The sequence below is a fragment of the Paenibacillus diazotrophicus genome (genome assembly GCF_042610465.1).
In genome coordinates this window covers 603,146-629,358 of the sequence record NZ_JBGJZN010000003.1, presented here as the reverse complement: position 1 = coordinate 629,358, position 26,213 = coordinate 603,146, and the positions used below count along the sequence as shown (strand labels likewise).

The following is a 26,213-nucleotide window of genomic DNA, read 5'->3' as shown; positions in this document are numbered from 1 at the left end:
TTTACTTGCTTAAGCTAGAAATTTCTGGCCCTGTTTTGATTTTTGAGATTGTTTCATCATTGACTGGAACAATGGAATTCCAATCATATCCTTTCTCGGAGAATACATCCGGACTTGCAATATGTCGTTTCAAACCCTTTTCAATTAAAAAAATGCGAGATTGATTCGAAACAAGTTTGCCTTCCTCCAACTTAGCTGTCTCAGGCCAGAGCTTCTCACTGATTGCTTTATAGTTTTCTTTTTTTACGTATATATTTTTTTCAGTGGAATCGTATTCGTTTAGACATTGATAATAATTATTAATATATTCTAGTATTGCAGGTGCAAATTCCGAGTAGACATGTCCCCAAACCTCATTATCCTTTTCAAAGATAATTAATTTGGGTTTATTTCTTTCCAAGTCATTAAGCATTTCTGTTTTGTATGCGTCATAAAACCATGGAACTAGGGTAGACACCCTTGACGCTGGTTTCCTATGATTATTTATATAAGATTGGGTTGTGAGATTAGTTATCCATACTGGATCATTCTCATTTGTGAGTTCTTGGATATATGAATCATAATATATATTCTGTGCTAAAATCCCCTTTCCCTTAAAAATATTTAGACCAGCATTAGGGATATAGCTATTTATGGAAACAAGAAACAGCAGGAAAACTAGGACTTTCATTCCCATTCTCTTAAGCTCGGATATCTCATCAAACCTTATAAAATAGTACTCAATAACATAAGAGGCACAGAAAAATGAAATTATATAGTAATTTAAAGAGTGAAAATCCGTATACCCTCTCATTCCAGTAAACCCTATAAAGAAAAAGAAAATCACACCACTTACTTTACTTTTCTTAAATTGAACACACACAAAAAGTAAGTTGAATATAACCAACAAGGAGTTAAAAATTGAGTCTTTATTAATAGTTAGTAAATAATTTTTTATATGACCAGTCCAGTTTAATGGAGTACTTTTAAAGAGATCTATCGCACTACTACCAAATCCACCTAAGTACTTACTATAATAAGTACGATTCATCTCGTATGCCTGCTCATAAAAATTCTTGAGATTCCCTGTGGCTAAATACCAAATAATTAAAATAAGAAATGGAATGACTATGATCATAATTAATGTACTATATTCTTTAATCCTTGTGCGTATTTCTTTAACTGGTAATGTAAAGACATTATATGAAAATAATAGAGCAATAAAAAAAACAGGGTATACACTAACAAAGGCTGACATAGTTGAGATGAAAATACATATTGATATAACCATCATACTTTTTAACGTTAACGTTTTTTGCTTTTGAAAGATAAGCACTTCGAATAATAAAATTAATACTGCATATCCTTGGAAGACATCACTAAGAATCATGTATCCCCATGTAATATTTAATGTTAGTGCATATAGCAACATAAATATGAGCAGAGATTTCTTCCCAATGTATGTAGAATAGCGATAATACATAAAAACCCAAGTCAACAAAATAACTATACTCATGCATAACCGAAATGTTTCATAATCTCTTACACCAACGATTGAAAAAACAGACATGAAATAATAAACAAATGGAGTATGTTGTGAGAAATAGCCTTTATATATATCTGACCCATTAGCAATATTTAAAGCGCCAAGTAAGTTATCTGCTTCATCCATAAAAGCTGCATTTCTATGATACAGTAACAATAGAGTAAAACTCATTATAAAAAATAAAAACAATTTTAATTTTTCATTTGAATTTAACCTCTCTAGCAAATGAATCCCCCCATAGTGACCTATATGATTAACGCTTATAATTCCCCTTTTAAATGCTCTAAAAAGTCAAAATGTTTACTGTCATCTAAATAGGTTTCTATACCATGACAATTACCAACTAATCTATCGTTTGTAAATTTTGAGCATAAAACCGTAAGCTCCTTAGCTAAGGAGTCCGGGCTAACATTATCCACCGAATGGATATTCCCATGCAATTTCGACAAATTCTTATTCTCATAAGAATTCGTAAGAACTAGCATTCCAAAATGAGCCATTTCTAATGGTGGATAACTAGGATGAGGCGAAATCATCAATGATATTCCTATTGCACTTTCTTTTAATTCATTCGCATAATCATCCAGTGACATTTTTCCTTTAGATTTGATAATCACTCCATTGCCGATATCTATATCGTTGTGCTGTTCACCAGCAGAAATAATCTCCCATTCCATAGGATTGGGCTGAATCCACACCCAGACTCGAAGCATTTCTATAATTATAGAAAATGCATTTCTAGCAACCGAAGGTCTACCATAAACAAGTATCTTCTTTTTCTTGTTCATCATCTCAAAGGGAACCAAATATTTCTTCAAAGATGAATTAAGGCGGGGTTCAAAATAATATTCTTCTGTAAACTTAAAGCCCTTATTATTAAAAAAATCCTTTAACAAGCTCGAGTTAAATACAGCAATTTGCTCCCCTGAGTATTGATAGGTGCTTAATGCCAATGAATATTGGCTAGACCACGCATAAAAGCCTGGTTCAAAATCCTGAATAAAATAAATAATCTTTTTAGGCTTCTGCCCATAATACTCTGCCTGCCACTTCACGATTCGCTGAGCAAAATACGCCGTCCACCATGAGGTAGCAATAAACAGATCCTCTTTCCCGATTGGCATTGTTTTATTGTACCGATCATTGAAAGGAACAATATATGAGTTTTCTATTAAGTCATCTTCAGATGGTATAAGCATATAATCTGAGAATTTGAGTAAATCCTCATCGCTGGGTGCAGCATCTGTTGTAATAATCCGGCGTTGTGATCCACCTTCCATTTTGTATAATTCATTAAAAAATTGGAGAGCAGTAGAAATTCCACCAAATAAATGCTCTTGGTTTATAGATGGGACTAATAAGTTGAGCCTTCTCCCACTGTTCTCGGAAGCTCTGGCATTAAAGGGTGTTATCTCTCCAATATGTGTGTTTAAATAAGAGCTTACTGTAGACTGGTAGGCCTTCTTTATTGTCTTGTTATTTTTTGCCTTTCTAGCAATATACTCAATAAACCTGGACATATTTCATCATTCTCCTTGAGCTAACTTTGGTGCTAGGCTTCTTAAACTTAGGTTCTTATTATAATATGGGTCTCCCTTTTCCAGATAAGGCCCATAGAAAAACTTTGACAGTTCAAAGTCAATCGGTGGAATATATGATGACCTTGATTTGGACTCCAAATGGAACAATCTAACATGTGGATCATAGATATTGACCAATCCATGTTCAAGAGCACGCAAGGAAATCTCAACATCACTTCCACAAATAATAAAATTCTCATTAAATAATCCGATTTTATCCAACGTTTTTTTGGATATAGCAAGGCAAGCTCCTGTGGACGCTGTTACATTCCGAGTAACCATTGGTGATATGTATGGTGACCCAAAGTGATTAGGTTTCATACTTTTAAAGATATGGTCTGCCCATCCCCCTAAACCTATTACAACACCAGCATGTTGAATTGTATTATCCTCATAAAGCAGTAGCCCTCCTACTGTCCCTACATCCTCACGCTGAGCTTTCTCCATTAAGCGTTGCAGCCAATCCTCACTTATAATTAAGGTATCGTTATTCAGGAATACGTATACTTCCCCCGAAGCCTCTCTTATACCGTGATTGTTAAGTTTAGACCAATTGAACTCATAATTCGCATCAATGATACGCACAGCAGGTCTAGTCTTTTGCTGTTCGAACCAATCAAACGTTTCTTTTTCTACAGAGTTATTATTAATAATGAGAATTTCATAATCTGGATAGCTTGTCTTTTGAAGAATACTTGAGACACACGGCTCTAACAATTCAACCTTGTCCTTAGTAGGAATAATAATACTCACTTTCACAGGCTCGACTCTATATCGACTGTCATATACAAAGAGATGTTCATCTTCGGTGGCATACGCATTCATCTTACCAAACACTCTTGCTAAATGTTCATTTAATGCTGCTAAGCCAGCAGTATGTGCGTACGGCTTGGAATATGGATTTGCTGCTGTAGACGTTTCAAGCTCTCTCCACGAATAAAGCACTTTTGGAATGTGATGAATTTTATTAGTAATTTCACTCATCCTCAATACCAAATCATAATCTTGACTACCATTAAACTCAGTCCGGAAACCACCGGCTTTATTAAATAATTCTCTTGAGAATACAAGAAAATGCCCGATATACATTTGTGATCTTAATAGATCAGGTGACCATCCAGGTTTATGCAATGGATTTTTTTTATTACCATGTATGTCTACTTTATCCTCGTCTGAATATAAAATATCGGCTTGATACTCATTAATCGCTTTAACTACTTCAAACAAAGCGTTAGAAGCAATTTCATCATCGTTATCCAGTAGTGCAATGTACTCTCCCTCTCCTATAGAAACAGCCTTGTTAGAGGCATTGGAAATTCCAGAGTTTTCCTCTAGATGAACAATGTTGATACGGGAATCTTGTAATTTATTCAAATAATTTACAGTTTCTGTATTCGTGGAGCAATCATCTACAATACATATTTCCCAATTGGGGTATAGTTGATTTTTAACAGATTCGATAGCTATGTCTAACCATTTAGGCTCTACATTATAAACAGGAATTACAATAGAGATTAGAGGTTTATTATAAAACTGTTCTATTTCGGCTTTCATTGTTTGAAACTCTTCATCACTAATCTCCTGAGACATATAGTTAGAGGTTAGTTCTTCAACAGTCACCACAGATTGAATTTTATTATTTAGCGACTTCAAGCCACTATGGCGAATTTCCTGAATACCTTTCTTGGCTAGCGATGGATTGTTTTTCAATTTTTTCATTATCGATAAACTAAGTCTAGCCTTTGAACGGACTACTTTAGGAACTAGTTTTTTAATTCTATTTTTAATTCTAAGTTGCTGAGAGATCTGTTCCAGCTGATAAATATAACTATCTCTATCTGTTAATGTTTGTTGTAAGGTTCCTAGCTCTGTTTGCAGCATATTAATCTCTTCATGCGTAGAATTAATACTCGTAGCGAATTGCACTTCATTACTTTCCTTTTCAGCCTTTAAAGCAGTATTCAGATGTTCCAGTTCTTTTAATTTATGAAGTAGCCCTTCCGTTTCAATGTTAAGCCTCAATACTTCTTCTTTTAATTCCAGCACTTTTTGCGCCTGAATTCCCAACTCATGATTAACATTATTCAGTTCTTGGTCTTTTTGAAGCAATCCTTCATTTTTAGTCATATATTCTTTATGAGTCAAATCATAATTACTTAATACAACCAAGTCCTGCTCAAGTTGACAGAGTTTTTCAAATGCCGATGAAGTTACACCTTGCTTGCTGCGTCCAGTAATAAATAGTCTTGCCTTTTCTAACTTATTTTGTTTTTGGGTGACAAAAAAGAAATTCCGATAGTTAGAATCTCCGTAATCGTTGTTATAAATATAGTTGTTATAGTAATCGTCAATGGTTGCTCTGTATTCATAAAGTGAAGATCTACCCGCAGCTAAAAAGTGAATTTTGATCATTTTCTCCCATACATTAAGACTTCCATGTGAGAAATTGAGATATGGCCACTGTTTAGCAGCAAGAAAATCTGTCAGCATCTTAATGTCAGGCAATCCATTTTCCCGATGTTCTTCGAGCCATTGATAGTTAAAGCCATACATAGTTTCAAAAAATTTATTAGCTCTAATTTCGGACTCTTCAACTCCTCGTGTATTAAAAGGAGCTGCAAGAATGAATCCATTTTTTGAAACTCTCATTAATTCAGAAACGAATGCCCCTCTGAGCGGGTCACTAATATGCTCGAATACATCAAGCGCTATAATAAAGTCAAATTGATTATCCTCAAATGGCATATTAGTTGCATCCCCTTCAATATATGAAGGATCTTGTTTCAAATGCTCTGGAACAACAATATCTAAGTACGTAACTCTATCATTATGAAGAAACCGCTCCAAGTTTTTGTGTTCATTGGCCCCAACTTCCAAGACAGTAAACACTTCTCCGTTTTCCCGAACCGTGTTTATTATATCCGCAGCGTGCATATATCTTTGATATTGGTCAAATGGTACTATCATCATTAACAACTCCAATTCTCAATGCAGTAAGGTCTATCTTAACACTTCCCAATTGTGGTCAATATAGATACGTCCTTCAGAAAAATACTTATTTACAACAGTAAAACCCACGATTTCCTGTTTATAATCCAGACATACAATACCTTCGTTATTAAATAAACCTACATCGATATTGTAAGTACCCCCAAGTAGAGGAAGCTTTGGAATCACATATTTCACCTTGTGCCTTCCCCGTGAATTAGGCACATCAATTTTCTCTAAGTAGGTATTAGGCCCAAAAATATATTCCCTGTCCGGCGTGTACAAAGCAACTCCTAGTAATAAACCATGAATTACTTTTTCATAAATTTCATACTCTACCTCAACTTCCACTTTATCAAACGTCTTGAATTTTCTTTCATTAATATCAACTTTGGTGATCATTGCCAGAATATCCGGATTACTCGGAATAATCAAGTCCGCATCAATAACTTCATTAAACTCAGTTCCCACTGCTTTTACATTATCATTCTCGTTGTCACCGTTGCTATACTTCATGTAATCTTCATAGAGATCTACAATTTCACTGGACTCACCAATTGCTTCTATTCCACCGTCTTTCAGCCAAACTGCTCTGTTACAGAATCTTTTCACTTGTTCAGTCGCATGGGATACAAATAGAATCGTAGTACCGTTCGATTTAAGTTCCTTCATTTTTTCTATGCATTTCATTTGAAAACGCACATCTCCAACGGCTAACGCCTCATCAACAATTAAGATATCTGGGTCGACGTTTATAGCTACTGCGAAAGCCAGTCTGGCAAACATTCCACTTGAATAAATCTTAACAGGTTGATCAATAAATGCCCCAATGTCAGCAAAGTCTATGATTCCATCCATTTTTTTATCAATCTCATTTCGATTCAATCCAATCATTAGTCCATTTAAATAAATGTTCTCCCTACCTGTATACTCCGGATTAAAGCCTGCTCCCAGCTCCAGAATGGCTGACATTCTACCATTCACTCTAATCGTACCGCTAGTTGCAGATAATACGCCTGTTATCAACTTTAACAGTGTGGATTTCCCAGAACCGTTTCTTCCTAATATTCCAAGAGCGTCACCTTTGTTAATTTCAAAGGATATTCCATTTAGAGCATTAAAATCCTCATGATATTGCTTTTTTGTAGGAAAAACCGATTCTTTCAATCGATCAACTGGTTTCTTATAAAGCTTATATGTCTTAACAACATCTTTAACTTCAATCATGGTGTTCATTGCTTTATTCCCCTTCTTATATGACATCTGCAAAATGGGGTTTCAATTTTTCAAAGGTTTTAATACCAATAACAAGTAAAACAAAACAAAATAACCAAAAATAAAAGGTCTGATAAGGATGGTTATAGAAAGCAATGTGTGAGATAAAGCTATCTCTAAAGCCTTCCACAATGTAAAACATAGGATTAAGCTTAAATACAAATGCCCATGATGTAGGTAGCATTGTATAAGACCAACCTATTGGAGTAAACCAGAAACCAACTTGGAGAATGATAATAATAATTTGATTTAGATCCTTGAAAAAAAGCACTAGTGCTGAGGTGAGAATACTTATAGAAGTCACTAAGGCTACTGAACAAATCACATAGTAAATAACTTGAAGATTAAATAATGAGGGATAATATCCGTAAATACTATAAATAACGAAAATAAAAAGTAAAAAGAAGATATGCACGAAAAAAGCTGATGTAGTTTTAACCATGGGTAACAATTCAATTTTAAATACAACTTTTTTCACAAGATAGCTATATTCCGAGAAAACATTCGTTGCACTTGAAAAAGCTTCTGAAAAAAAGAACCACGGTACAATGGCAACCAATAACCATAATATAAAAGGAGTATCAGAAACATTACCACTCCTTAACCCCACCTGAAAAACAAACCAATAAGTTGCAATAGTAATTAAGGGTTGAATAAATCCCCAAGTTATCCCTAAATATGACGAGGCATATTTTGTCTTGAAATCATTCTTCGCAAGATTTATTATCATTTTCCTTCCAAATAAAATAATCTTCAAGAAATGAACTATATTCTTAGCAGATAATATAACCCAAGTCATAAGAAGGCTTAACAGGCAACTAAGAGCAATGCTCAGAATTAGTTTAACTGTAGAGGTTCCCTTCATCGCTTCATCTATCAATGATCTCGCCGAAAACGTAATAAAGGGATCTGTATTTTTCGTTTGAAATATTAACGATTCACCACTTTTAGAAATAGTTGAAATTTGATTTTCTTTGTACACCAACTCATTCATTTTAACATCGACTTTCGAGTTTCCAATTAAAGCAAAGTCTTCAAGCTCGATGTTTGACGCTTTTGTACCGAAATCAATTCTTAGTTCAATCGTTTCCTTAGGTACCGTAAAGTCCATAGTTTGCCACTCTTGGACATGAGTATATGTAGTATGAAAAGATTTCTCTTCAGACCATTCCTCTCCTGAACCAGTCAGGTAAAATAACTGATAGTCACCAACCACATTGGATTTCACTTTAAAATTCAAATCAATTAATATATTACCAGTTTGATACTTCTCTACAAAACCAAACATAATATAAGAAAAAACTATGAAAAGCAGAGCAAATAATACCTTTTTTTGTTTCATTAAACCGACTATCCCTTCGTCCTTTAGCTTATATCTCATAAAACATTGTCGAATCCAGTATACGGTAAAATGATCATGCAGTCGAGAAATGTTGGAAAGATATATCCATTCTCTAGTCTATAAATACATTCTATTTACAAAACGGAGTCCGTTACAAGTGGGATTATTTAACGGAATAGATCACAAGCCCATATTTCTCCTTTCATTTAACGATATTACTGTTAGATTCATCGCAGTTTGGTAATAATGTTATAATTTTCTTGGCAAGGTATCAGCTTTATACATTTTGAAGCTTAAACAGTACTAATAAATAGATAAAATAGACAGGCTCTTATTAAGCAGAGTAAAATGGAAATAACCTTGCTTTCAGAAAGACATATTACAAGACTAATAATTATAACATTCATCATTCACAAAGGGAGAGTTGAAATAAACAATGAAGGGCATAATTTTAGCCGGTGGTAGCGGAACGCGACTGTACCCCCTAACCATGGTCACAAGTAAGCAGTTGCTACCCATTTACGACAAACCTATGATTTATTATCCCCTATCTACATTAATGTTAGCGGGGATCAAGGAAATCCTGATTATTTCCACTCCAGAGGATACACCGAGATTTGCCAATTTACTTGGAGATGGGTCACAGTTTGGGATCTCTCTCGAATATATTGTCCAACCCAATCCAGATGGTTTAGCTCAAGCTTTTATTTTGGGTGAATCTTTTATTGGTAATGATTCAGTTGCTATGATTCTCGGCGACAATATATATTATGGAAATGGCATACGAAAAATGTTGCAACGTGCATCCAGTAAGGATGCTGGCGCAACAGTATTTGGATACCATGTACAGGATCCCGAGCGCTTTGGTGTGGTGGAATTTAATGCGGAAGGCAAAGTGCTCAGTGTTGAGGAAAAACCTGCTCAGCCTAAATCGAATTATGCAGTAACAGGCCTATATTTCTATGATAACCGCGTTGTTGAGATTGCCAAAAACGTGAAACCATCGATCCGTGGAGAACTTGAAATCACTTCAATAAACGAGGCTTATCTTAAACTCGGTGAATTGGATGTTGAACTCCTTGGTCGCGGCTTTACTTGGTTAGACACGGGAACACATCAGAGTTTAGTTGACGCTACTAACTTCGTAAGAACGATAGAGGATCATCAAGGGATTAAGATCGCTGCCTTAGAAGAGATTGCATATATTAATGGATGGATTACAAAAGAGCATTTATGGGAATGCGGACAAAAACTAAGCAAGACCGGTTACGGTCAGTACCTGATGAAAGTAGCAACCGGAAAAATCCAATACTAAAAATGTAGAAGGTGTGGGAAACATGCAATTTATCGAAACAATCTTAGAGGGTGTATGGGTTGTCGAACCTCAAGTCTTCGGCGATCATCGTGGCTGGTTTATGGAAACCTACAGCGAAAGTAAATTCATTAATAAAGGAATTTCACTGAATTTCGTCCAGGATAATCAATCCTTCTCTGCAACTAAAGGAACACTTCGCGGACTTCACTATCAGCTTAATCCAAAGGCACAGAGCAAGCTTGTTCGTTGTACGCAAGGAACTATCTTTGATGTTGCCGTGGACATCCGTAAGGGAAGTCCCAATTACGGGAAATGGTTTGGGATAGAGTTGTCAGCCGATAACAAGAAGCAATTACTTATTCCAAAAGGTTTCGCTCACGGGTTTATGACTTTAACTGAGAATGTTGAAGTACAGTATAAATGTGACGAATTGTATGCCCCCCAGTGCGATGGAGGAATATTGTGGAGCGATCCTTCTATTGGGATTAATTGGCCTATCGATGTAGTACCAGTGTTATCAGCAAAGGATGAAACAGCACCTCTTTTAAAAGATGCAAATTTGAATTTCACATATTAATCTTCATTAAATAAATCTTAACTTCCAATAAAATCGGCCTAAAAACTTATACTTGTTCCAAATGGAACGATAAGTTTTTAGGCCAAATATATTTTCAAGCTATCTATTTACCTCTCTATTATTGTCTGCAGTCAATGAGTGGTCGGGAAACCTATGAATATGTTAAAATATCCACGTACCTACAGGAAAAGGAGATTATAACGTGTCGAAACCAGTATACGGTAAAAATGCAGTGCAGTCGAGAAATGTTGAAAAGATATCCAGCCCGGTGTGGGCATTGGTGGTTGCTTTCATTCTATTTTTGGTGTGGACCCCATTTCAAGTAGGATTGTTTAACGGGCAGCAAATAGATTTTGAGAAACCGATCTACGTATCTGCGCTGCTAAGCGGCCTTATGCTGCTAGTCTGGGTAGGATTGTACTACAAAAAGTTCAAGCTTGAGGAGCAGCGGGACCTTGTAGTTGTGGCTTCGATACTGCTACCTGTAACGTATGCTCTGTCGCTATTTGTCGCTGCTTCGCATTATATGGCGATGAACATTCTCTTTATTCAGAGTATGTATATTGCAGTATTCATTATAGCGTTATATCTACTCAAGCAAAAGCAACTAAATGTTGTCATTCAAAATGTTGTGCTGGCCATTGCTTATTTCATTGTAGGTTTCGGGCTCCTGAACTGGCTGGGGAACTGGAAATTCGCCGGAGGGCTGGTTGGTTGGTTCTCCAATACTGTACGCAGCGGTAAATATATGGACGCGGTCATGACCGATTCTAATGGCCTGCGGCTGACCTCCATCTTCCAATATGCGAATACATATGCAGCTTTTCTGATGGCATTTCTGTTCGTGGCTGTCTTCGCCCTGGTTCGCTCCAAGAAGTGGTACGGGACACTGACTCATGGATTTATGCTCGTACCTATCATTGTATCTTTGTTGTTGACCTTGTCCCGCGGTGGTCTGGTCATGCTGCCTGTAGTCTTTATCCTTCTGCTTTTGTCATTGAAGCCTTCCAAGCAGATTCTCTGGATTATTCATCTTGTTATTGCGGGCCTTGCTTCAGTTGCTATTGCCAGCCCGATGACCAATCTAGGAACAGAGCTGAATACTACCTTCACTTCTGCTGCGGCTCTCAAAGGCTGGGGTTATCTGATTGGCGCTTCTGCAGTTGTCGCTGCTCTTAGTTGGGTAATTCAGCGTTATATGGCTCCATGGCTACAGAATAAGCTCAGCGGCTGGGAATCACGCACACTTGTGGGGCTGTGGCTACCGCTCCTCTCCGTTGTCCTGGTTGCTGTTGTTGCCTTCCTACTGATTGGAACAAGCGCTCGCAGCATTCTGCCTGCCAATATGGAAACTCGGCTGGAGAACATCAACTTCAAGCAGCATAGTGTACTGGAACGTATTACTTTTTATAAAGATGCCGTAAAGGTCATCAAAGACTACCCTATTCTTGGCACTGGTGGCGGGGGCTGGGCATCGCTGTATGAACATTATCAGAACAACCCATATGTAAGCCGACAGGTGCACAACTTCTTCCTGCAATATTTAATTGAGGTTGGTATTGTCGGATTCATAGTATTCATGGGCTTCATTGGTTATATCTTCTACAAATATATCCGTGCTTATCTGAGACGCGACAAAGATGAATTTGAGAATGGATTCTTTTTCTATATCTTAGCCTTGTCAATTCTTCTGCACAGTCTGCTGGACTTCAACCTCAGCTATGCTTTTATGGGAATTCTCATCTTTATAGGTCTGGCCGGGATGGGTGTTGCCATGGACAGCAAACCGCTGAGCCGGAATTGGAACAAAACAGGCCTGCGTTATGGATATCTTGCGGTACTGACGATTGGTACGGTCTTCATGATATTCTTGTCGATCAGTTCAATCAGTTCCAGCAGTTCCGCATTGAAGGCCAAACAGTTGATTGGTGTCAGCCAATCCTATGAGGAACTGAAAGCTCCATTAGTTGCTGCGCTCAAGGATCGCCCATATCATCCGGAGGCAGCAGCATACCTATCCTCTATGGACCAGCAAGTGTTCAATCAGACCAAAGATGAGAAGTACTTAAGCGAGTCGTTCGATGTGGTCAATCGCGCCCTCAAGGACGAACCTTATAATAAACAGCTATTACAGCAGCTTGCTAGTTATTACGACCTGAAGGGACAATCTGATCTCGCCTTAGCTGTCTATCGGGATAATGCAGATAAGTTCAACTGGGACATTGATTGGTACGATGCTCTGATCAGCCGCTCTCAGGTGTTAGCAAGTGCTGCAAATGTTCAAAAAGACGAAGCGAAAACAAAGGAATACCTTACTACAGGTCTGGATGCCTATAAACATGTAACTGATGGTGTAGAGCATTTGAAGACTCTGCCTCCTGAGCAGATGCAGGGGCGTCCGTTCTCAGTAACACCAACGATTGCTCTGAATGCAGGCAAAATGCAGCAAATCGCAGGACAAAAAGAGGATGCGGCGGCAACCCTGAAGCTTGGACTAGGCGATAATTACGCGGATGTCATGGGCAGCGGCACCCTCTGGGATACAAAATGGTACACTTCGCTCATTGCCCGTTCTTATGAGTTGGCTCAACAGGCTTTTACACAGCAAGATGCTGCTGGAAAAGAGACATACCTTAATGTCGGGATTACTGCTTATAATCAGTTACTCGGAGACCTGCAACACCAATCGACTGGAGTGACTCCGGCAATTGCACTGAATGCAGGCAGAATTCAACTGATGGGCGGACAGTTCCAGGTAGCTTCTGAAACCCTGAAGCTTGGCCTCAGCGAAGATTTCAGCGATGCCACTAATCGTGAGATTGCCCGTTGGTACTTGGCAGCCCTGAAGAAGGCTAACCTTGAACAGGATCAAACAATCTATAATAAGCTGATTGCAGCAGATCCTTCAGAAGCAGTTCAGATCGAGACTATTGCGAATACGCAGTACTAAATAAGCCGTAAATAGATTGACATAAAAATTTCAATTTTTATGTCAATCAAAAGAGCGCCACACTGAGTGAATTCAGCGTGGCGCTCTTTGATTTGTACAACAATACTATAAGGATGATGATTGTCGTGTTTTGGAGAAAAAGGCTTTAAGAGCCTATTACTTCGCCGCCTTCTGCGCCTCACTGTCAATAACCAATTTGAGGTACTCAAGCAGCCCTTCCTTGAGCTCACTATTCTGTAGCGCATAGTGAATGGTGGTCTGGATAAAGCCCATTTTCTCTCCGACATCATGGCGTTTGCCTTCGAAATCATAAGCAATGATGCGCTCCACTTCGCTCAAGCGGGAGATGGCGTCGGTCAGCTGGATTTCCCCGCCTACACCTATCTGCTGCTCGCCGAGCATGTCAAAGATACGCGGAGTCAGGATATACCGCCCCAGGATGGCGAGGTTGGACGGAGCATCCTCTCTCTTCGGCTTCTCCACCAAACGATTGGCTTTATAGACTCTATCCGCCAATTCCGTACCATCTACCAGACCGTAACGGGAAACCTCTTCCCATGGTACAGGCTGAACGCCTACGATGGAGGATTTGTATTGTTCGTAAATTTCGATCATTTGCTTCAGACAGGGTTTGTCAGCTTCGACAATATCATCCCCGAGCAGAACGGCAAATGGCTCATTGCCGATAAATTTGCGAGCACACCAGATGGCGTGGCCGAGGCCCCTTGGTTCTTTTTGACGGATGTAGTGGATGTCGGCCATTTCGGAGGATTTGCGTACAGACTCCAGCAGCTCCCACTTCTGCTTCTCGGCCAGATTGAATTCCAGCTCAAACGAATTGTCGAAATGGTCTTCGATCGCACGTTTGCCTTTCCCCGTTACAATAATGATATCCTCAATGCCGGAAGCGACAGCCTCTTCAACAATATATTGGATCGTTGGTTTATCTACAATCGGCAGCATTTCTTTGGGCATGGCTTTGGTCGCAGGCAGAAAGCGGGTGCCGAGACCGGCTGCGGGAATAATGGCTTTACGGATCTTCATGACAGGGCTCCTTCGCATATTTGCTTTAATTATAGCAGTTTTAGGTGAGTTCTGGCAGGAAGATTGTTAGGGAACCCAAGCCTATTTTCAAAAAAACCAGTACACTGAGAGCTTGTCTAACAAGTCTCTTCAGTCACTGGCTTTGTTGGTGTGATGTAATATTAGTATCGGTTTACTTTGCGTTAACCAGTTGTCCGCGGGTAACCCCGAGCTGATTCGTAGCCTTCAGGCTTTTCCATACCTGTGTGCCGGAGATCTCTCCGCGCAGCGCACGGCTGTAGAGGCTGAGGACTTCCGCGACCTGCTCAGGTGTCTCTTCCAGAAACTCGACACGGAAGGAGTTAACGCCGAGCTCACGGAAATTGTTCAGGTATTCCGCACCCGACTGTTCCACTGCGTTATAGACGGTATTACGGCACCCCTCGTCTACACGGACAGGGTGGGCCATGCCGATACGGTCCTGAAGGGAAGCACGTTGCTCCTCGCAGGGACGACCGCAGTTCGTGTAGTCGGTGCCTTCGCTCATGAAGGTGCAGTAGACGCAGTGCTCGGTATGGAACATCGGCAAATGCTGATGGATCACGACCTCAATACGTGAGGTATCGCTGTGTTCCAGTAGATCAACCATCTGCTGGATGTTCAGGTCGTAGGAAGGCGTTATTGTGTCACAGCCTGCGTTCAGGAACAGGTCTACCGCTTTGTGATTGGCGATATTCAGGGAGAAGTCGCCGATCAGGCGCGGATGTACGGCATCCGGCTCTTCCATGCGGCGCTTCAGGTAATAATAGAGCGCCCCGGTATTGCGCACCAGGACAGCATCCGGCTGCAGACGCAAGATGTTGGCATGGTAGCCATTCTCGCCGGGCATATGAATGCGCGGTGTGGCCAGCGCTATGCTGGCCCCTGCAGCCCGCACAGCATCTACCGCTGCCGGGAACTGCTTGATGAATTCGAAGTCGGCGTAGATGTTCTTAACGCCGGCGTCAAGGGCAGCCTGCACCTGCGACAGGCTGCGGCACAGCACGGTGAGCTCCGCTTCACCGTGCGGACCTGCGGCGCCCCTGCGGGAAGCGCCGCCGTAGACCTCTACCTCCCGTTTCACGTAGACGGGAGGTTTGGGGCGCTCGCCCGCAAGCAGCTCCACCGCCTGGCGGCGGATGCTGTTGAGCTCGCGCATAGGCACGATCACGTCGCCTTCCAGATGCGACTCCATGGCCTCCAGCTGGAATACGGTCCCGCCCAGGCGGCCGAATTGCTCTTCCAGCAGGGCGGCATCCATCGGACGTTTCTGCGCGGCCTCCAGCAGAAGCTCCGAATCCACGCGGACCGTCACGTTCTTCTGAACGTCGGTCCACCAAGTGGCAAGCGGCTCGCCTACGCGGCCTTCCACCTTCACATGCACCGGGAAGACCCGGTACGGCTTCTCGGTTTCGTAAGACTGACGCAGCGCCTTGTCCAGCGCAGGGTCATTCGTCTTCCAGATGCGGTCGCCGACATGCAGGCGGCGCAGATCTACGTCATTCCGTCCAGGGACAATATCGATAATCCAGCCTTCTCCGGCTTCGCCTTCCAGCTTGACACCTTTGCGGCGCAGATCGTAGACGCGTCCGCCTTCTTCTTTCTTCGTCGGATCGCCAGCGTCAAACACGATGCCATCCCCACGCTTAAGGGGGGCATGAATTCGGCATACTACACCATCGCGCAGAATCTGTTCGACGGTCCCCATATAGACGCCACGGCTTTTCGGGAAGGTACCGTCTACAAGCTTTTTATTATTGGTGCCTTCCAGGAAGCCATGTGTGAAGCCGCGGGAGAAGCTTTGCTGCAGCTCACGGATATCCTCCTTGGAAGTAGGTGACCAATTCCCTTCAAAATAACGGTCAATCGCTTTACGGTATTTGCTCACCACATTCGAGACATATTCCGGACTTTTGAGTCGTCCTTCGATCTTGAAGGAGGTTACTCCTGCCTCGATCAGCTCGGGCATCAGATCAATCGCCGCCAGATCCTTAGGTGACAGCAGATAGGTCACATCGCCCATCGGCTTAATCTCGCCATCCACCATCAGGTCATACGGCAGACGGCAGGCCTGCGCGCATTCCCCGCGGTTGGCGGAGCGTCCGCCCCACATTTCGGATGTCAGACACTGGCCGGAATAGGAGACGCACAGCGCCCCATGCACAAAAACCTCCATCGGCAGACGGGCCTGCTCCCCGATTGTACGGATTTGTTTCAGGTTATTCTCGCGGCCGAGCACCACACGCTCCAACCCCCAAGGTTTGGTGAATTCCACCGCTTCCGGTGAAGTAATCGTCATTTGTGTAGAACCGTGGATCGGGAAGTCCGGTGAGATTTCGCGGATCATTTGGACCAATCCCAAATCCTGCACGATCACCGCGTCCACACCCGCATCCACACAGGCGTCGATCAGTTCCTTAGCGTCAGGCAGCTCATTTTCAAATACCAGTATATTAAAGGTCAGGAACCCCTTCACCCCATAGCTGTGCAGAAATGCCATAATCTCCGGCAGTTCTTCCATGCGGAAGTTGTTCGCTCTCGCCCGTGCATTAAACTTTTCTACGCCAAAAAAGACAGCGTCTGCCCCGTTCGCCACCGCAGCACGCATGCAGTCCCAATCACCCGCCGGAGCCAGCAGCTCCACGTCTTCTCTGCGTATTCCTTGCTCGTTCATTTATATCCTCCCAAACCGCCTTGCCGGCGGGTCATTTAAAGCTTTTTAACCTATCTATTGTATCAAATATCACATCAGTACGCCATTGATTTGCCAAGAATTATATGAATTCACCTTAAATGGCGCTCCACTAACACTTCATGCTCTTATTCAAAACTTCTACCCATTGTCTATCCATCTCTTTTGCAAAAAAAAGAACGCCCCAAGCTGCCAAAAAGGCAATGGGACGTTCTTCGTCTGATCTTATTATCCTTTTGCCCAAAGAGGGGCAGCAACCGTTATATGAAGCAGTCTAGCTTCGGAGTCGCACCAAACAGCAGAAACTCTAACCTCGATGAAAGCACCCCTCCGGAGGGATTGCCTGGCAGGATCAAGAGCCCTCCCCACCTTCCGTCAGGCGGAAGGACTTCAGCGTCGTATCGAAGGCGGCTTGCTGGGTAGCTGTCGAGTTAGCGTCATTCACGGTTATGGTGAGGGTGTAGACCAGATCATCTTTACCAAAAACCAATTGCTTCGTTTGTCCAGGGATACCGCCCTTCGTCTGGTGGACAGTCAGCAGCGTGGCTGGGACACCTGCAAAGGTAATCTCCTCTATGCTGATTAGCTGTGGACCTTTGGGATCATTTTTGCTGTTCTTGTAGTAGCTTTGAAGCAGACTTACCGCATACTCCACTGAACCCTCCGGGCTGGCATTGATCTGAAAGCGCCCGCCGGTGAACCGGTACTCTACGCCCTGACTCTCAAATACATCCTGATAAGGTACCCACAGGCGTGGAATATCTATGCTGTAGCCGTAGGTTTTGGAGCTTCTGGTTACAGCCTGGCTGCGGAGCGCCTTATAATCATTGGTCTCCAGCCTGCCGAAGTTCTCCTTGATTCTGGAATAATCAATATCTATTGAGCTTAGAATCGTCTTGAATCGCGCCTTGTCCTCCTCTTGCCCGGACGCCACCACATATTCGATGTAGTAGCGGTAGCCCGATTTTTGCAAAAGGATCTGATATTTTGTACTCCAGCCGTTGCCAGAATTCAGCGCTGTCTCCTTCACGAGCACAGGTTCACCGGAAACCACGGCCTGGGTATCCTTCTGTATGGTATATGCTCCTTGCACATAGGTGTCGCGAATCTGCGAATCCAGATCTTGGCTCCAGGTTTCCAGCGTAGACCCGTCTGGGGCTGAGGAAACTTTTACAAGCAGATGGCTTCCCTTGTTACTCTCATAGTACAGGTGCTGATCATCCGTATTCCAGCCTGCCGGAACTTGTAGCGATATGCCGTAATCGTCGTTGTATCCTTCACGCAATCCGTTCTTGACCGTTGAGAGGTCGCGGATACTTTTGTCACTGGCGTTAAAGAAAGGGATAAAGGAGTTGAGCAGCGAAGCGTATGGATTCAGATCCTTATAATTGCCTGCATTATCGTCAGTCAGGTAGAGCTCGTATACTTTCCCGTTACTGTAGTATTGACGGCCTTCCCATAAGGCACCACTGGTATCCTTGCTGACAATCCGGGCATAGGGAACCTCCGCATTCGGAACAATGACCCGGTCCAGAATGGTCTCACCGCCTTCTTCCGCCTCACGAACCAGTCTCTCCAGCAATTCATCCGGATCTGCAGCGGTTTCCATCGGCGACACATGAACCTCCAGATAATACTGGTTCTCTGTATTGGTAAAAGTGGCTACACTTTCATTACCGCCGCTGTCACCGACAATTAGTCCGGATGGATAGTTCATGCTCCACCCATAGTAACTGTTGCCTATCCGAGTTTTGCCGACATCACTGTCAATTCCGCTACTGTCTTGGTCTACTTCTTCATCCTCAGGGGGCAACAGCGTAATCTGGAGTCCGCCGCCGCTTCCTGGAGTAACCCGTGCTCCCAGTATTCCAGCCACAAAACGCAGCGGAACCAGCAGCGTTCCCGATACCATACGCGGAGGAGCCGGAAGCATAATCTTAACCCCGTCCTTCCAGGCGGTGGTGCTGCCAATGGTCATAGCTCCCGTATGAGGCCCGTACATCACCTTAATCACATTGTCCGCTCCAAGAGAGACGGTGCTGCCAAAGGCTTTTTTGAATACGCCCAGCGGTACGAGCACTGTTCCGTTATCCTCTATGGGCTTTTGAATGGCAACCTTCTCACCGTTTATGCTTGCAGTAGTGCTGCCTACCTTGAGATTCAGCTTCAACAATTTCTGCTCTGATGCCTGCGCTTCCTGGAGTGGCAGACCTGCCAGCAGCACTAACACTGCCAGCAACATGCAGAGCCCATTCCGCCTAATTCTCATGATTGTCATCATCCTCCGCCTCCTTTCCGCCGCTCAGCGGATCACCTTGACTAAGCGCCAGTTTGCGGGTCACAATGTCCCCGTCACTTTGCATCAGGAGCTTTACTACTGCCCCCGGTTTATAGTTTTTGAACCACTCATTAATATCCACCAGTGAAGCTACACGGTGTCCGTCAATCGCATAGAGCACATCACCGGAAGCAATCCCGGCCTGTACTGCTTCTGCAGATACAACCTTCGTTACAGTCAGCGGATCCTGAGCAGGTAGCCCCACAATTGCCGACCAGCTCTCCTCGAGCTCCAGACCGAGGCTGGGGCGTCTGACCTCACCGTATTTGAACAACTGGTTCATGATGTACTGCACGGTATCCGCTGGAATGGAGAAACCCATATTTTCCACACCAACCGCAGCATACTTCAGGCTGTTCACCCCCAGCACCTCCCCTTTCATGCTGACCAGCGGACCTCCGCTGTTCCCAGGGTTAATGGCCGTATCACTTTGGATCAGCCGATAGGCGGCATCTACGGCCCGGTTCAGACCGCTCACTACCCCAACTGTAGCCGAATTCCGCAGCGAAAAGGAAATGGGTGTCCCGATGGCAATTACCTTTTCCCCCACCTGGATCTTGTTCGATGCGTTGGCAAATCTGGCAGGCTTCAGAAACTTGGCATTAATTTTGATTAGCGCCAGGTCACTGACTTCATCAATATAGGAGGCCTTGATGCTGTAACTTTTGGCATCTGATGTCACCACTACCGCGTTCTGCAAATCCTGTACCACATGAGCATTGGTTATAATCCAGCCATCCGCTTTGACAATAATTCCCGAGCCATGGGTCAGATTGTACCGGTCATCCGGTCCGCTCATGCGGTCACCGGTATATTTGCCGATAATGCCCACCACAGAGGGAGATACCTCCTTAATAATCTGTGGCACCGCATCAACGGCCGTCTCCGCATTCTTGTTGCTGGCTGCTGCAGTGGCAACTTGTATGTATGCCCCATTCTGGAGAACCATGGCTGCAGCCGGATCACTATCTGGAACTGCCGCTGCCATGGCAGAATAAGCACCGCTTCCCGTACCAGACAGCAGTATTCCACACAACAGCAGGCTAAGACGCTTTATATTCTTTCGTTTCCCCCACCACATTCATCTTCACCGGCCCTCTCTATATCTATGAATTGCTTGGATCTACAAGATTCTCTGTAAGTAAATGATAAAAAGACGCCTTCAGCGCCAATGGCGGTTAAAGGTGTCTTTCTATAATAGAATACTCTGCAATTGTAACTAGTGTACCTAACTCATCCAATTCAACACCATTGCGTAGTCTGAAACCAGGAATACCAGCAGACTCACCACTCCAAAGGCAATGGCGAATTTGTTCTTCTGAGGTGCCCGGAGCAGCCGAATCACTCCGATTAAGATCAGAACGGTGAATAAAATCATAAATACATCAAAGGTATGAAATTTAGACGGTCCTTGCGCGGCAGCTTCAGCAAGCAGCATGGCATTACCTCCCCAAGAGTATTGTCAAGCTAGTTCATCTATTCCATATCTCCTTCTATGTTATCGCTACCATTTCAGTGGCGCAATAGAAAATACTTAAAAAATTATGTAATTGCCACAAAAACTTTTTTGTCGTGAAAAATATACAGCACATCAGCGATTTGAATCATCGAATCCGCCTATGTGCACGCTTTGTCAAAGAACTCATCATCTATCTATTCATTCAACGGATATACCCCTGTTTGAATCTTACGACGGACATGCCTTGCGTATGCCTATTTGGCCTATTAGCAAGTCCTTATTTTTTTATAAAAAATTGTTATACCGAAGTGCTACAACCCTCACTGCCGGAGGACTGCCGACCATGTTACCATCAGACTTATCATCTTATGACTTTCGGATGGAACAGATACATACGCAGAAAGGATGTATAGATATGGCTTACGAACCATTATGGAGTGCTGCTCCCGATAAACTGAATAAGTTCGAATTCGTCAAATTGCAGACGGACGGGCTCGATGTAATCCGCACTATTATTGAAAAATATGCTCTGGAGGGCTACAACTCTATCCCGGCCGATGATATGGACTTATTCAAATGGGCCGGAGTATATCAGCAAAAGCCGCGTGACGGCCATTTCATGATGCGTGTACGGATCAACACCGGTATTATGACCACTCACCAAGCCAGAGCAATCGCTGAAATCAGCAGACTGTACGGGCGGAACCTGGTGGATGTGACTACACGTCAAGCGGTTCAGTTCCACTGGCTTACCGTTGAGCAACTGCCGGATATCTTCCAGCGTCTCGAAGCTGCCGGACTGTACTCCTTCGAAGCTTGCGGCGACTGTCCGCGCACGATTGTCGGCAACCCGCTGGTAGGGATCGACAAGGATGAGCTTTTTGATACAACAGATATTGTGGAGCAACTAAATGATTTTTTCATGCTGAACCGTGACTTCTCCAACTTGCCGCGCAAATTCAAACTCTCTGTGTCTGCCAACCCATATAATAACGCGCACGCCGAAATTAACGATTTGGCCTACACCCCCGCCGTAAAAGTAATCGATGGCGTTGAAACGCCGGGGTTCCATGTGATGGTAGGCGGCGGGCTATCGGCCAAACCCCATCTGGCCCAGAAGCTTGATATCTTCGTAAAACCTGAAGAGGCGCTGAAGGTAGCCGCCGGTGTGGTTACGCTGTTCCGGGACTACGGTTACCGGGAGAAACGTCATCATGCCCGCCTGAAATTCCTTGTCGCCGACTGGGGCGCGGAGAAATTCAAGGAAAAACTGATAGAAGTCGTAGGCGAGCTGCCTACGCGCGGCGAGGATCAGACGCTGGGCTGGCAAGCTGCATATTTTGATGGAGTCCATTCGCAGGTTCAGGAAGGTCTTAGTTATGTTGGACTCAATATTCCCGTCGGACGAATGAACAGCGATGAGCTGGAACAGCTGGCCGAGCTAGCCGATCAGTACGGTGAAGGCAAACTCCGCACCACGATGTCACAAAATATCATCATCAGCGGAGTTCCGAACGAGAAACTCAGCGCTCTTCTGGAAGCACCAGTATTGCAGCGGCTGTCGCCATCAGCCAAAAACTTCATCAGCCGCACTGTCGCCTGCACAGGCAATGAATTCTGCAACCTTGCACTTGTGGAGACCAAACAGCGTGCTGTCGGGGTCGCAGCCTATCTAGATGAGCATATCCAGCTTGAAGAGAAGCTGCGCATTCACTTTATCGGCTGCCCCAATGCCTGCGGACAAAAGCAGGTGGCCGATATCGGTCTGCAGGGCACGCTGATGAAGACACCGGACGGTATGACCGAAGCATTCGACATCGCTGTTGGCGGAACGCTTGGCTGCGGTGACATTGGACCTGCTGCTGAATTCGCCCGCCCGTTGAAAGGCCGCGTAAAGGCTGACCGGGTAGGACCCGTTCTGGAACAGCTCATCTCCTTCTACACTGAAGAGCGGCAAGAGCAGGAGAATTTCCATGCGTTCACGGGACGCGTAGGCGTGCCTCGGCTTCAAGAACAGCTTACCGCCATTCTGGAAGCCGAGGCTGTGATGATGTCCAAGGAGTAATGTCTTGTGAAATATAGGAGTTCCTAGGGATCAGCAATCAATACTTTACAAGATTCCTTAAGTAGTCTGCCGATATGGAAAAGGGCCGTGGTGCAGTGCCACGGCCCTTTCTTGTTGTTGGCTACAAGCCTGAATCGTTCCAGCCTTGCTTCGCATCCTCCCCGGTTATACGGTATCCGAAGTCTGCAGCTCCAGAGCTTTGGTGCGCTCGGTGTCACGGAGCAATACCGGCTTCAGGTATTTGCCGGTGTAGGATTCCTCCACTTTGATAATCTTCTCTGGTGTCCCCGTAGCAAGAACAGTCCCCCCGCCACTGCCGCCTTCCGGTCCCATATCAATGATATAGTCGGCGGTCTTAATTACATCAAGGTTATGCTCAATGACGAGTACGGATTCGCCGGAATCCACCAGACGGTGCAGCACTTCAAGCAGACGGCCTATGTCATCTACGTGCAGCCCCGTTGTAGGTTCATCCAGAATGTACAAGGTCTTGCCCGTACTGCGGCGGTACAGCTCGGACGCCAGCTTCACGCGCTGCGCCTCACCGCCAGACAAGGTGGTTCCCGGCTGGCCAATATTGATGTACCCTAGTCCAACATCGAGCAGAGTCTGCATTTTACGGTGAATCTTAGGGATGTTCTTAAAGAATTCTGTTGCATCTTCCACAGTCATCTCCAGTACATCGGAGATGCTCTTGCCTTTGTATTTCACTTCCAGCGTCTCGCGGTTGTAGCGTTTGCCTTTGCATATTTCGCAGGGAACATAGACATCGGGCAGGAAGTGCATCTCAATCTTGATAATGCCATCGCCACGGCAAGCCTCACAACGGCCGCCTTTGACATTGAAGCTAAATCTGCCCTTCTGGAATCCGCGCACCTTGGCTTCATTCGTCTTGGAGAACAAATCACGAATATCATCGAAGACGCCTGTATAGGTAGCCGGATTGGAACGCGGTGTCCGTCCGATTGGCGATTGATCAATTTCAATAACTTTGTCCAGGTTTTCGAGGCCGCGGATTTCTTTGTGCTGACCTGGCCGTACCTTGACCGCCTTATTCAACTGACGCGCCAGACTCTTATAGAGAATTTCATTAATCAGCGAGGACTTGCCGGAGCCCGACACCCCGGTTACGGCCGTGAAAACTCCCAGAGGAATTTTGACGTTCACATTCTTCAGGTTGTTCTCCTTGGCCCCGCGGATTTCAATCCAGCGGTCATCCGTAGCGCGCCGGTTGGAGGTAACCGGAATGAACTTGCGTCCGCTTAAGTACTCCCCGGTCAAGGAATTCGGATCATTCATGATCTCCTGAGGCGTACCTTGGGCCATAACCTGTCCGCCATGAATCCCCGCACCTGGTCCAATGTCGATAATATAGTCGGCAGCCATCATCGTATCTTCATCATGTTCGACCACAATCAGGGTATTGCCCAAATCGCGCATATGCCCAAGCGTCGAGATCAGGCGGTCATTATCCCTCTGATGCAGACCAATACTCGGTTCATCGAGAATATACAGCACGCCCATCAGACTGGAGCCGATCTGGGTCGCCAGTCTGATCCGCTGCGCTTCACCACCGGAGAGTGAGCCTGCTGCACGGCTGAGCGTCAAATAATTCAAACCTACGTTGACCAGGAAACCTAGACGGCTGCTGATTTCTTTGAGAATCAGATTGGCAATGGCTGTCTCCTTCTCACTCAGCACAAGGTTGTCGAAGAATTCGAGGCAATCCCCAATCGACAGATCGGTCACATCCGCAACATTACGGTCATTGACCGTTACGGCGAGAATCTCCTTCTTCAATCTTTTGCCTTTGCACACATGACAAGGCTTGGCACTCATGAAGCCTTCAATGAACTCACGGATACCATCGGAGGCTGTCTCCCGGTACCGGCGCTCCAGATTGGGAATAATCCCTTCAAAAGCGACAAGCGCATCCTTCCGCTGGCCAAAGTCATTCTCATAACGGAAGCGGATCTTCTCGCTGCCCGTTCCATTCAGCAGCTTCTCCATATGCTCTGGTGACAGACTGCTTACCGGCACATTCTGCGGAATTTTGAAATGCTCGCAGACCGATTTCAGAAACTGCGGATAGTAGTTCGATGTGCTGCCTGTCCAAGCTAGAAAGGCGCCTTCTTCAATGCTTTTCTCTGGATCAGGAATCAGAAGATCCGGGTCAACCACCATTTTCATGCCTAGCCCGTCACATTCCGTGCAAGCTCCAAAAGGGCTGTTGAAAGAGAACATCCGGGGCGCAAGCTCCTCGATGCTGAACCCGCAGACCGGACAGGCAAAGCTTGAACTGAACAACAGTTCCTCCTGTCCGATAATATCCACCAGAATTTGCCCGCCGGACAGCTTCAGCGCGGTCTCCAGGGAATCCGTCAGCCGGGTAGTGACATCATCCTTGATGACGATCCGATCCACCACGACCTCAATCGTATGCTTCTTATTCTTCTCAAGTACGATATCCTCAGTCACTTCTCGAAGTTCACCGTTCACGCGCACCCGGACAAAACCCTGCTTCGAGATATCACTGAACAATCCCTTATGCTCACCTTTGCGTCCGGAGATGACTGGTGCCAGAATCTGCAGCCGGGTCTTCTCGGGAAACTGCATAATCCGATCTACCATCTGCTCGACGGTCTGGGAAGTAATCTCGATGCCATGATCCGGACAATGCGGATGTCCTACCCGGGCGAATAGCAGCCGCAGATAATCATAAATCTCCGTAACCGTACCTACGGTTGAACGCGGATTGCGGCTTGTTGTCTTCTGGTCAATGGAAATCGCCGGGGATAACCCCTCAATGGAATCTACATCCGGCTTCTCCATCTGGCCCAGGAATTGCCGGGCATACGCTGACAGGGATTCCACATAACGGCGTTGCCCTTCGGCATAGATCGTATCAAACGCAAGCGACGATTTGCCGGAGCCGCTAAGTCCCGTCAGCACGACGAAGCGGTCACGCGGAATCGTTACGTCAATGTTCTTGAGATTGTGCGCTCGCGCACCTTTAATTACAATATTTTCGTTCGCCAACGGTAT

15 protein-coding genes are annotated in these 26,213 nt (G+C 44.4%); 4 read left to right on the top strand and 11 right to left on the bottom strand.

Annotation, left to right across the window (positions count from 1 at the left end; translation table 11 throughout):
* Position 1: 1 nt before the first annotated feature.
* The 5 genes from ACAN54_RS16845 to ACAN54_RS16825 are packed head-to-tail and all read right to left on the bottom strand — an operon-like array spanning position 2 to position 8,710.
* Complete coding sequence (locus tag ACAN54_RS16845) at positions 2–1,750, bottom strand: hypothetical protein (protein WP_379157449.1); 1,749 nt, start codon at positions 1,748–1,750, stop codon at positions 2–4.
* Between the two features lie 35 nt (positions 1,751–1,785).
* Positions 1,786–3,045, bottom strand: coding sequence for a rhamnosyltransferase WsaF family glycosyltransferase (locus ACAN54_RS16840; RefSeq protein WP_379157446.1), 1,260 nt, complete (start codon positions 3,043–3,045; stop codon positions 1,786–1,788).
* 6 nt (positions 3,046–3,051) lie between these two features.
* Complete coding sequence (locus tag ACAN54_RS16835) at positions 3,052–6,072, bottom strand: glycosyltransferase (RefSeq protein WP_379157443.1); 3,021 nt, start codon at positions 6,070–6,072, stop codon at positions 3,052–3,054.
* A 33-nt stretch (positions 6,073–6,105) separates the two neighbouring features.
* Positions 6,106–7,329 carry an ABC transporter ATP-binding protein gene (locus ACAN54_RS16830; protein ID WP_379157440.1) on the bottom strand — a complete coding sequence of 408 codons (1,224 nt, stop codon included), beginning with the start codon at positions 7,327–7,329 and terminating at the stop codon, positions 6,106–6,108.
* Between the two features lie 16 nt (positions 7,330–7,345).
* Positions 7,346–8,710, bottom strand: a complete 1,365-nt coding sequence (locus tag ACAN54_RS16825; protein ID WP_379157437.1) for an ABC transporter permease — start codon at positions 8,708–8,710, stop codon at positions 7,346–7,348.
* Between the two features lie 436 nt (positions 8,711–9,146).
* Between ACAN54_RS16825 and rfbA the strand changes: the two genes are divergently transcribed.
* From rfbA to ACAN54_RS16810, 3 genes are all read left to right on the top strand, one after another.
* Positions 9,147–10,025 carry a glucose-1-phosphate thymidylyltransferase RfbA gene (gene rfbA / locus ACAN54_RS16820; protein ID WP_379157434.1) on the top strand — a complete coding sequence of 293 codons (879 nt, stop codon included), beginning with the start codon at positions 9,147–9,149 and terminating at the stop codon, positions 10,023–10,025.
* A 22-nt stretch (positions 10,026–10,047) separates the two neighbouring features.
* Positions 10,048–10,602 carry a dTDP-4-dehydrorhamnose 3,5-epimerase gene (rfbC, locus tag ACAN54_RS16815; protein WP_379157431.1) on the top strand — a complete coding sequence of 185 codons (555 nt, stop codon included), beginning with the start codon at positions 10,048–10,050 and terminating at the stop codon, positions 10,600–10,602.
* Positions 10,603–10,804: 202 nt separating this feature from the next.
* A complete protein-coding gene (locus ACAN54_RS16810; RefSeq protein WP_379157428.1) occupies positions 10,805–13,552 on the top strand; it encodes an O-antigen ligase family protein in 2,748 nt (915 codons plus the stop codon).
* A 156-nt stretch (positions 13,553–13,708) separates the two neighbouring features.
* On the opposite strand, the gene galU is transcribed toward ACAN54_RS16810, so the two are convergent.
* The 5 genes from galU to ACAN54_RS16785 form a co-directional block, all read right to left on the bottom strand.
* Positions 13,709–14,596 carry a UTP--glucose-1-phosphate uridylyltransferase GalU gene (gene galU / locus ACAN54_RS16805; RefSeq protein ID WP_379157425.1) on the bottom strand — a complete coding sequence of 296 codons (888 nt, stop codon included), beginning with the start codon at positions 14,594–14,596 and terminating at the stop codon, positions 13,709–13,711.
* 172 nt (positions 14,597–14,768) lie between these two features.
* Positions 14,769–17,288: a U32 family peptidase gene (locus ACAN54_RS16800; RefSeq protein ID WP_379157422.1), complete on the bottom strand. Its 2,520-nt coding sequence runs from the start codon at positions 17,286–17,288 to the stop codon at positions 14,769–14,771.
* A gap of 370 nt (positions 17,289–17,658) precedes the next feature.
* Positions 17,659–19,584, bottom strand: a complete 1,926-nt coding sequence (locus ACAN54_RS16795; protein WP_379157419.1) for a stalk domain-containing protein — start codon at positions 19,582–19,584, stop codon at positions 17,659–17,661.
* A complete protein-coding gene (locus ACAN54_RS16790; RefSeq protein WP_379157415.1) occupies positions 19,565–20,725 on the bottom strand; it encodes a S1C family serine protease in 1,161 nt (386 codons plus the stop codon). Before ACAN54_RS16790 ends, ACAN54_RS16795 begins: the two co-directional genes overlap by 20 nt.
* Before the next feature lie 147 nt (positions 20,726–20,872).
* Positions 20,873–21,082: a hypothetical protein gene (locus ACAN54_RS16785; protein ID WP_379157412.1), complete on the bottom strand. Its 210-nt coding sequence runs from the start codon at positions 21,080–21,082 to the stop codon at positions 20,873–20,875.
* A gap of 436 nt (positions 21,083–21,518) precedes the next feature.
* Here ACAN54_RS16785 and ACAN54_RS16780 point away from each other — a divergent pair, with 436 nt between their 5' ends.
* On the top strand, positions 21,519–23,168 hold the full coding sequence (locus ACAN54_RS16780; protein ID WP_379157409.1) for a nitrite/sulfite reductase: 1,650 nt from the start codon (positions 21,519–21,521) through the stop codon (positions 23,166–23,168).
* 165 nt (positions 23,169–23,333) lie between these two features.
* Here the strand turns inward: ACAN54_RS16780 and uvrA are convergent, their stop codons facing one another.
* The gene (gene uvrA / locus ACAN54_RS16775; protein WP_379157405.1) at positions 23,334–26,207 is read right to left on the bottom strand and encodes an excinuclease ABC subunit UvrA; all 2,874 of its coding nucleotides are present in this window, start codon (positions 26,205–26,207) and stop codon (positions 23,334–23,336) included.
* Positions 26,208–26,213 lie beyond the last annotated feature (6 nt).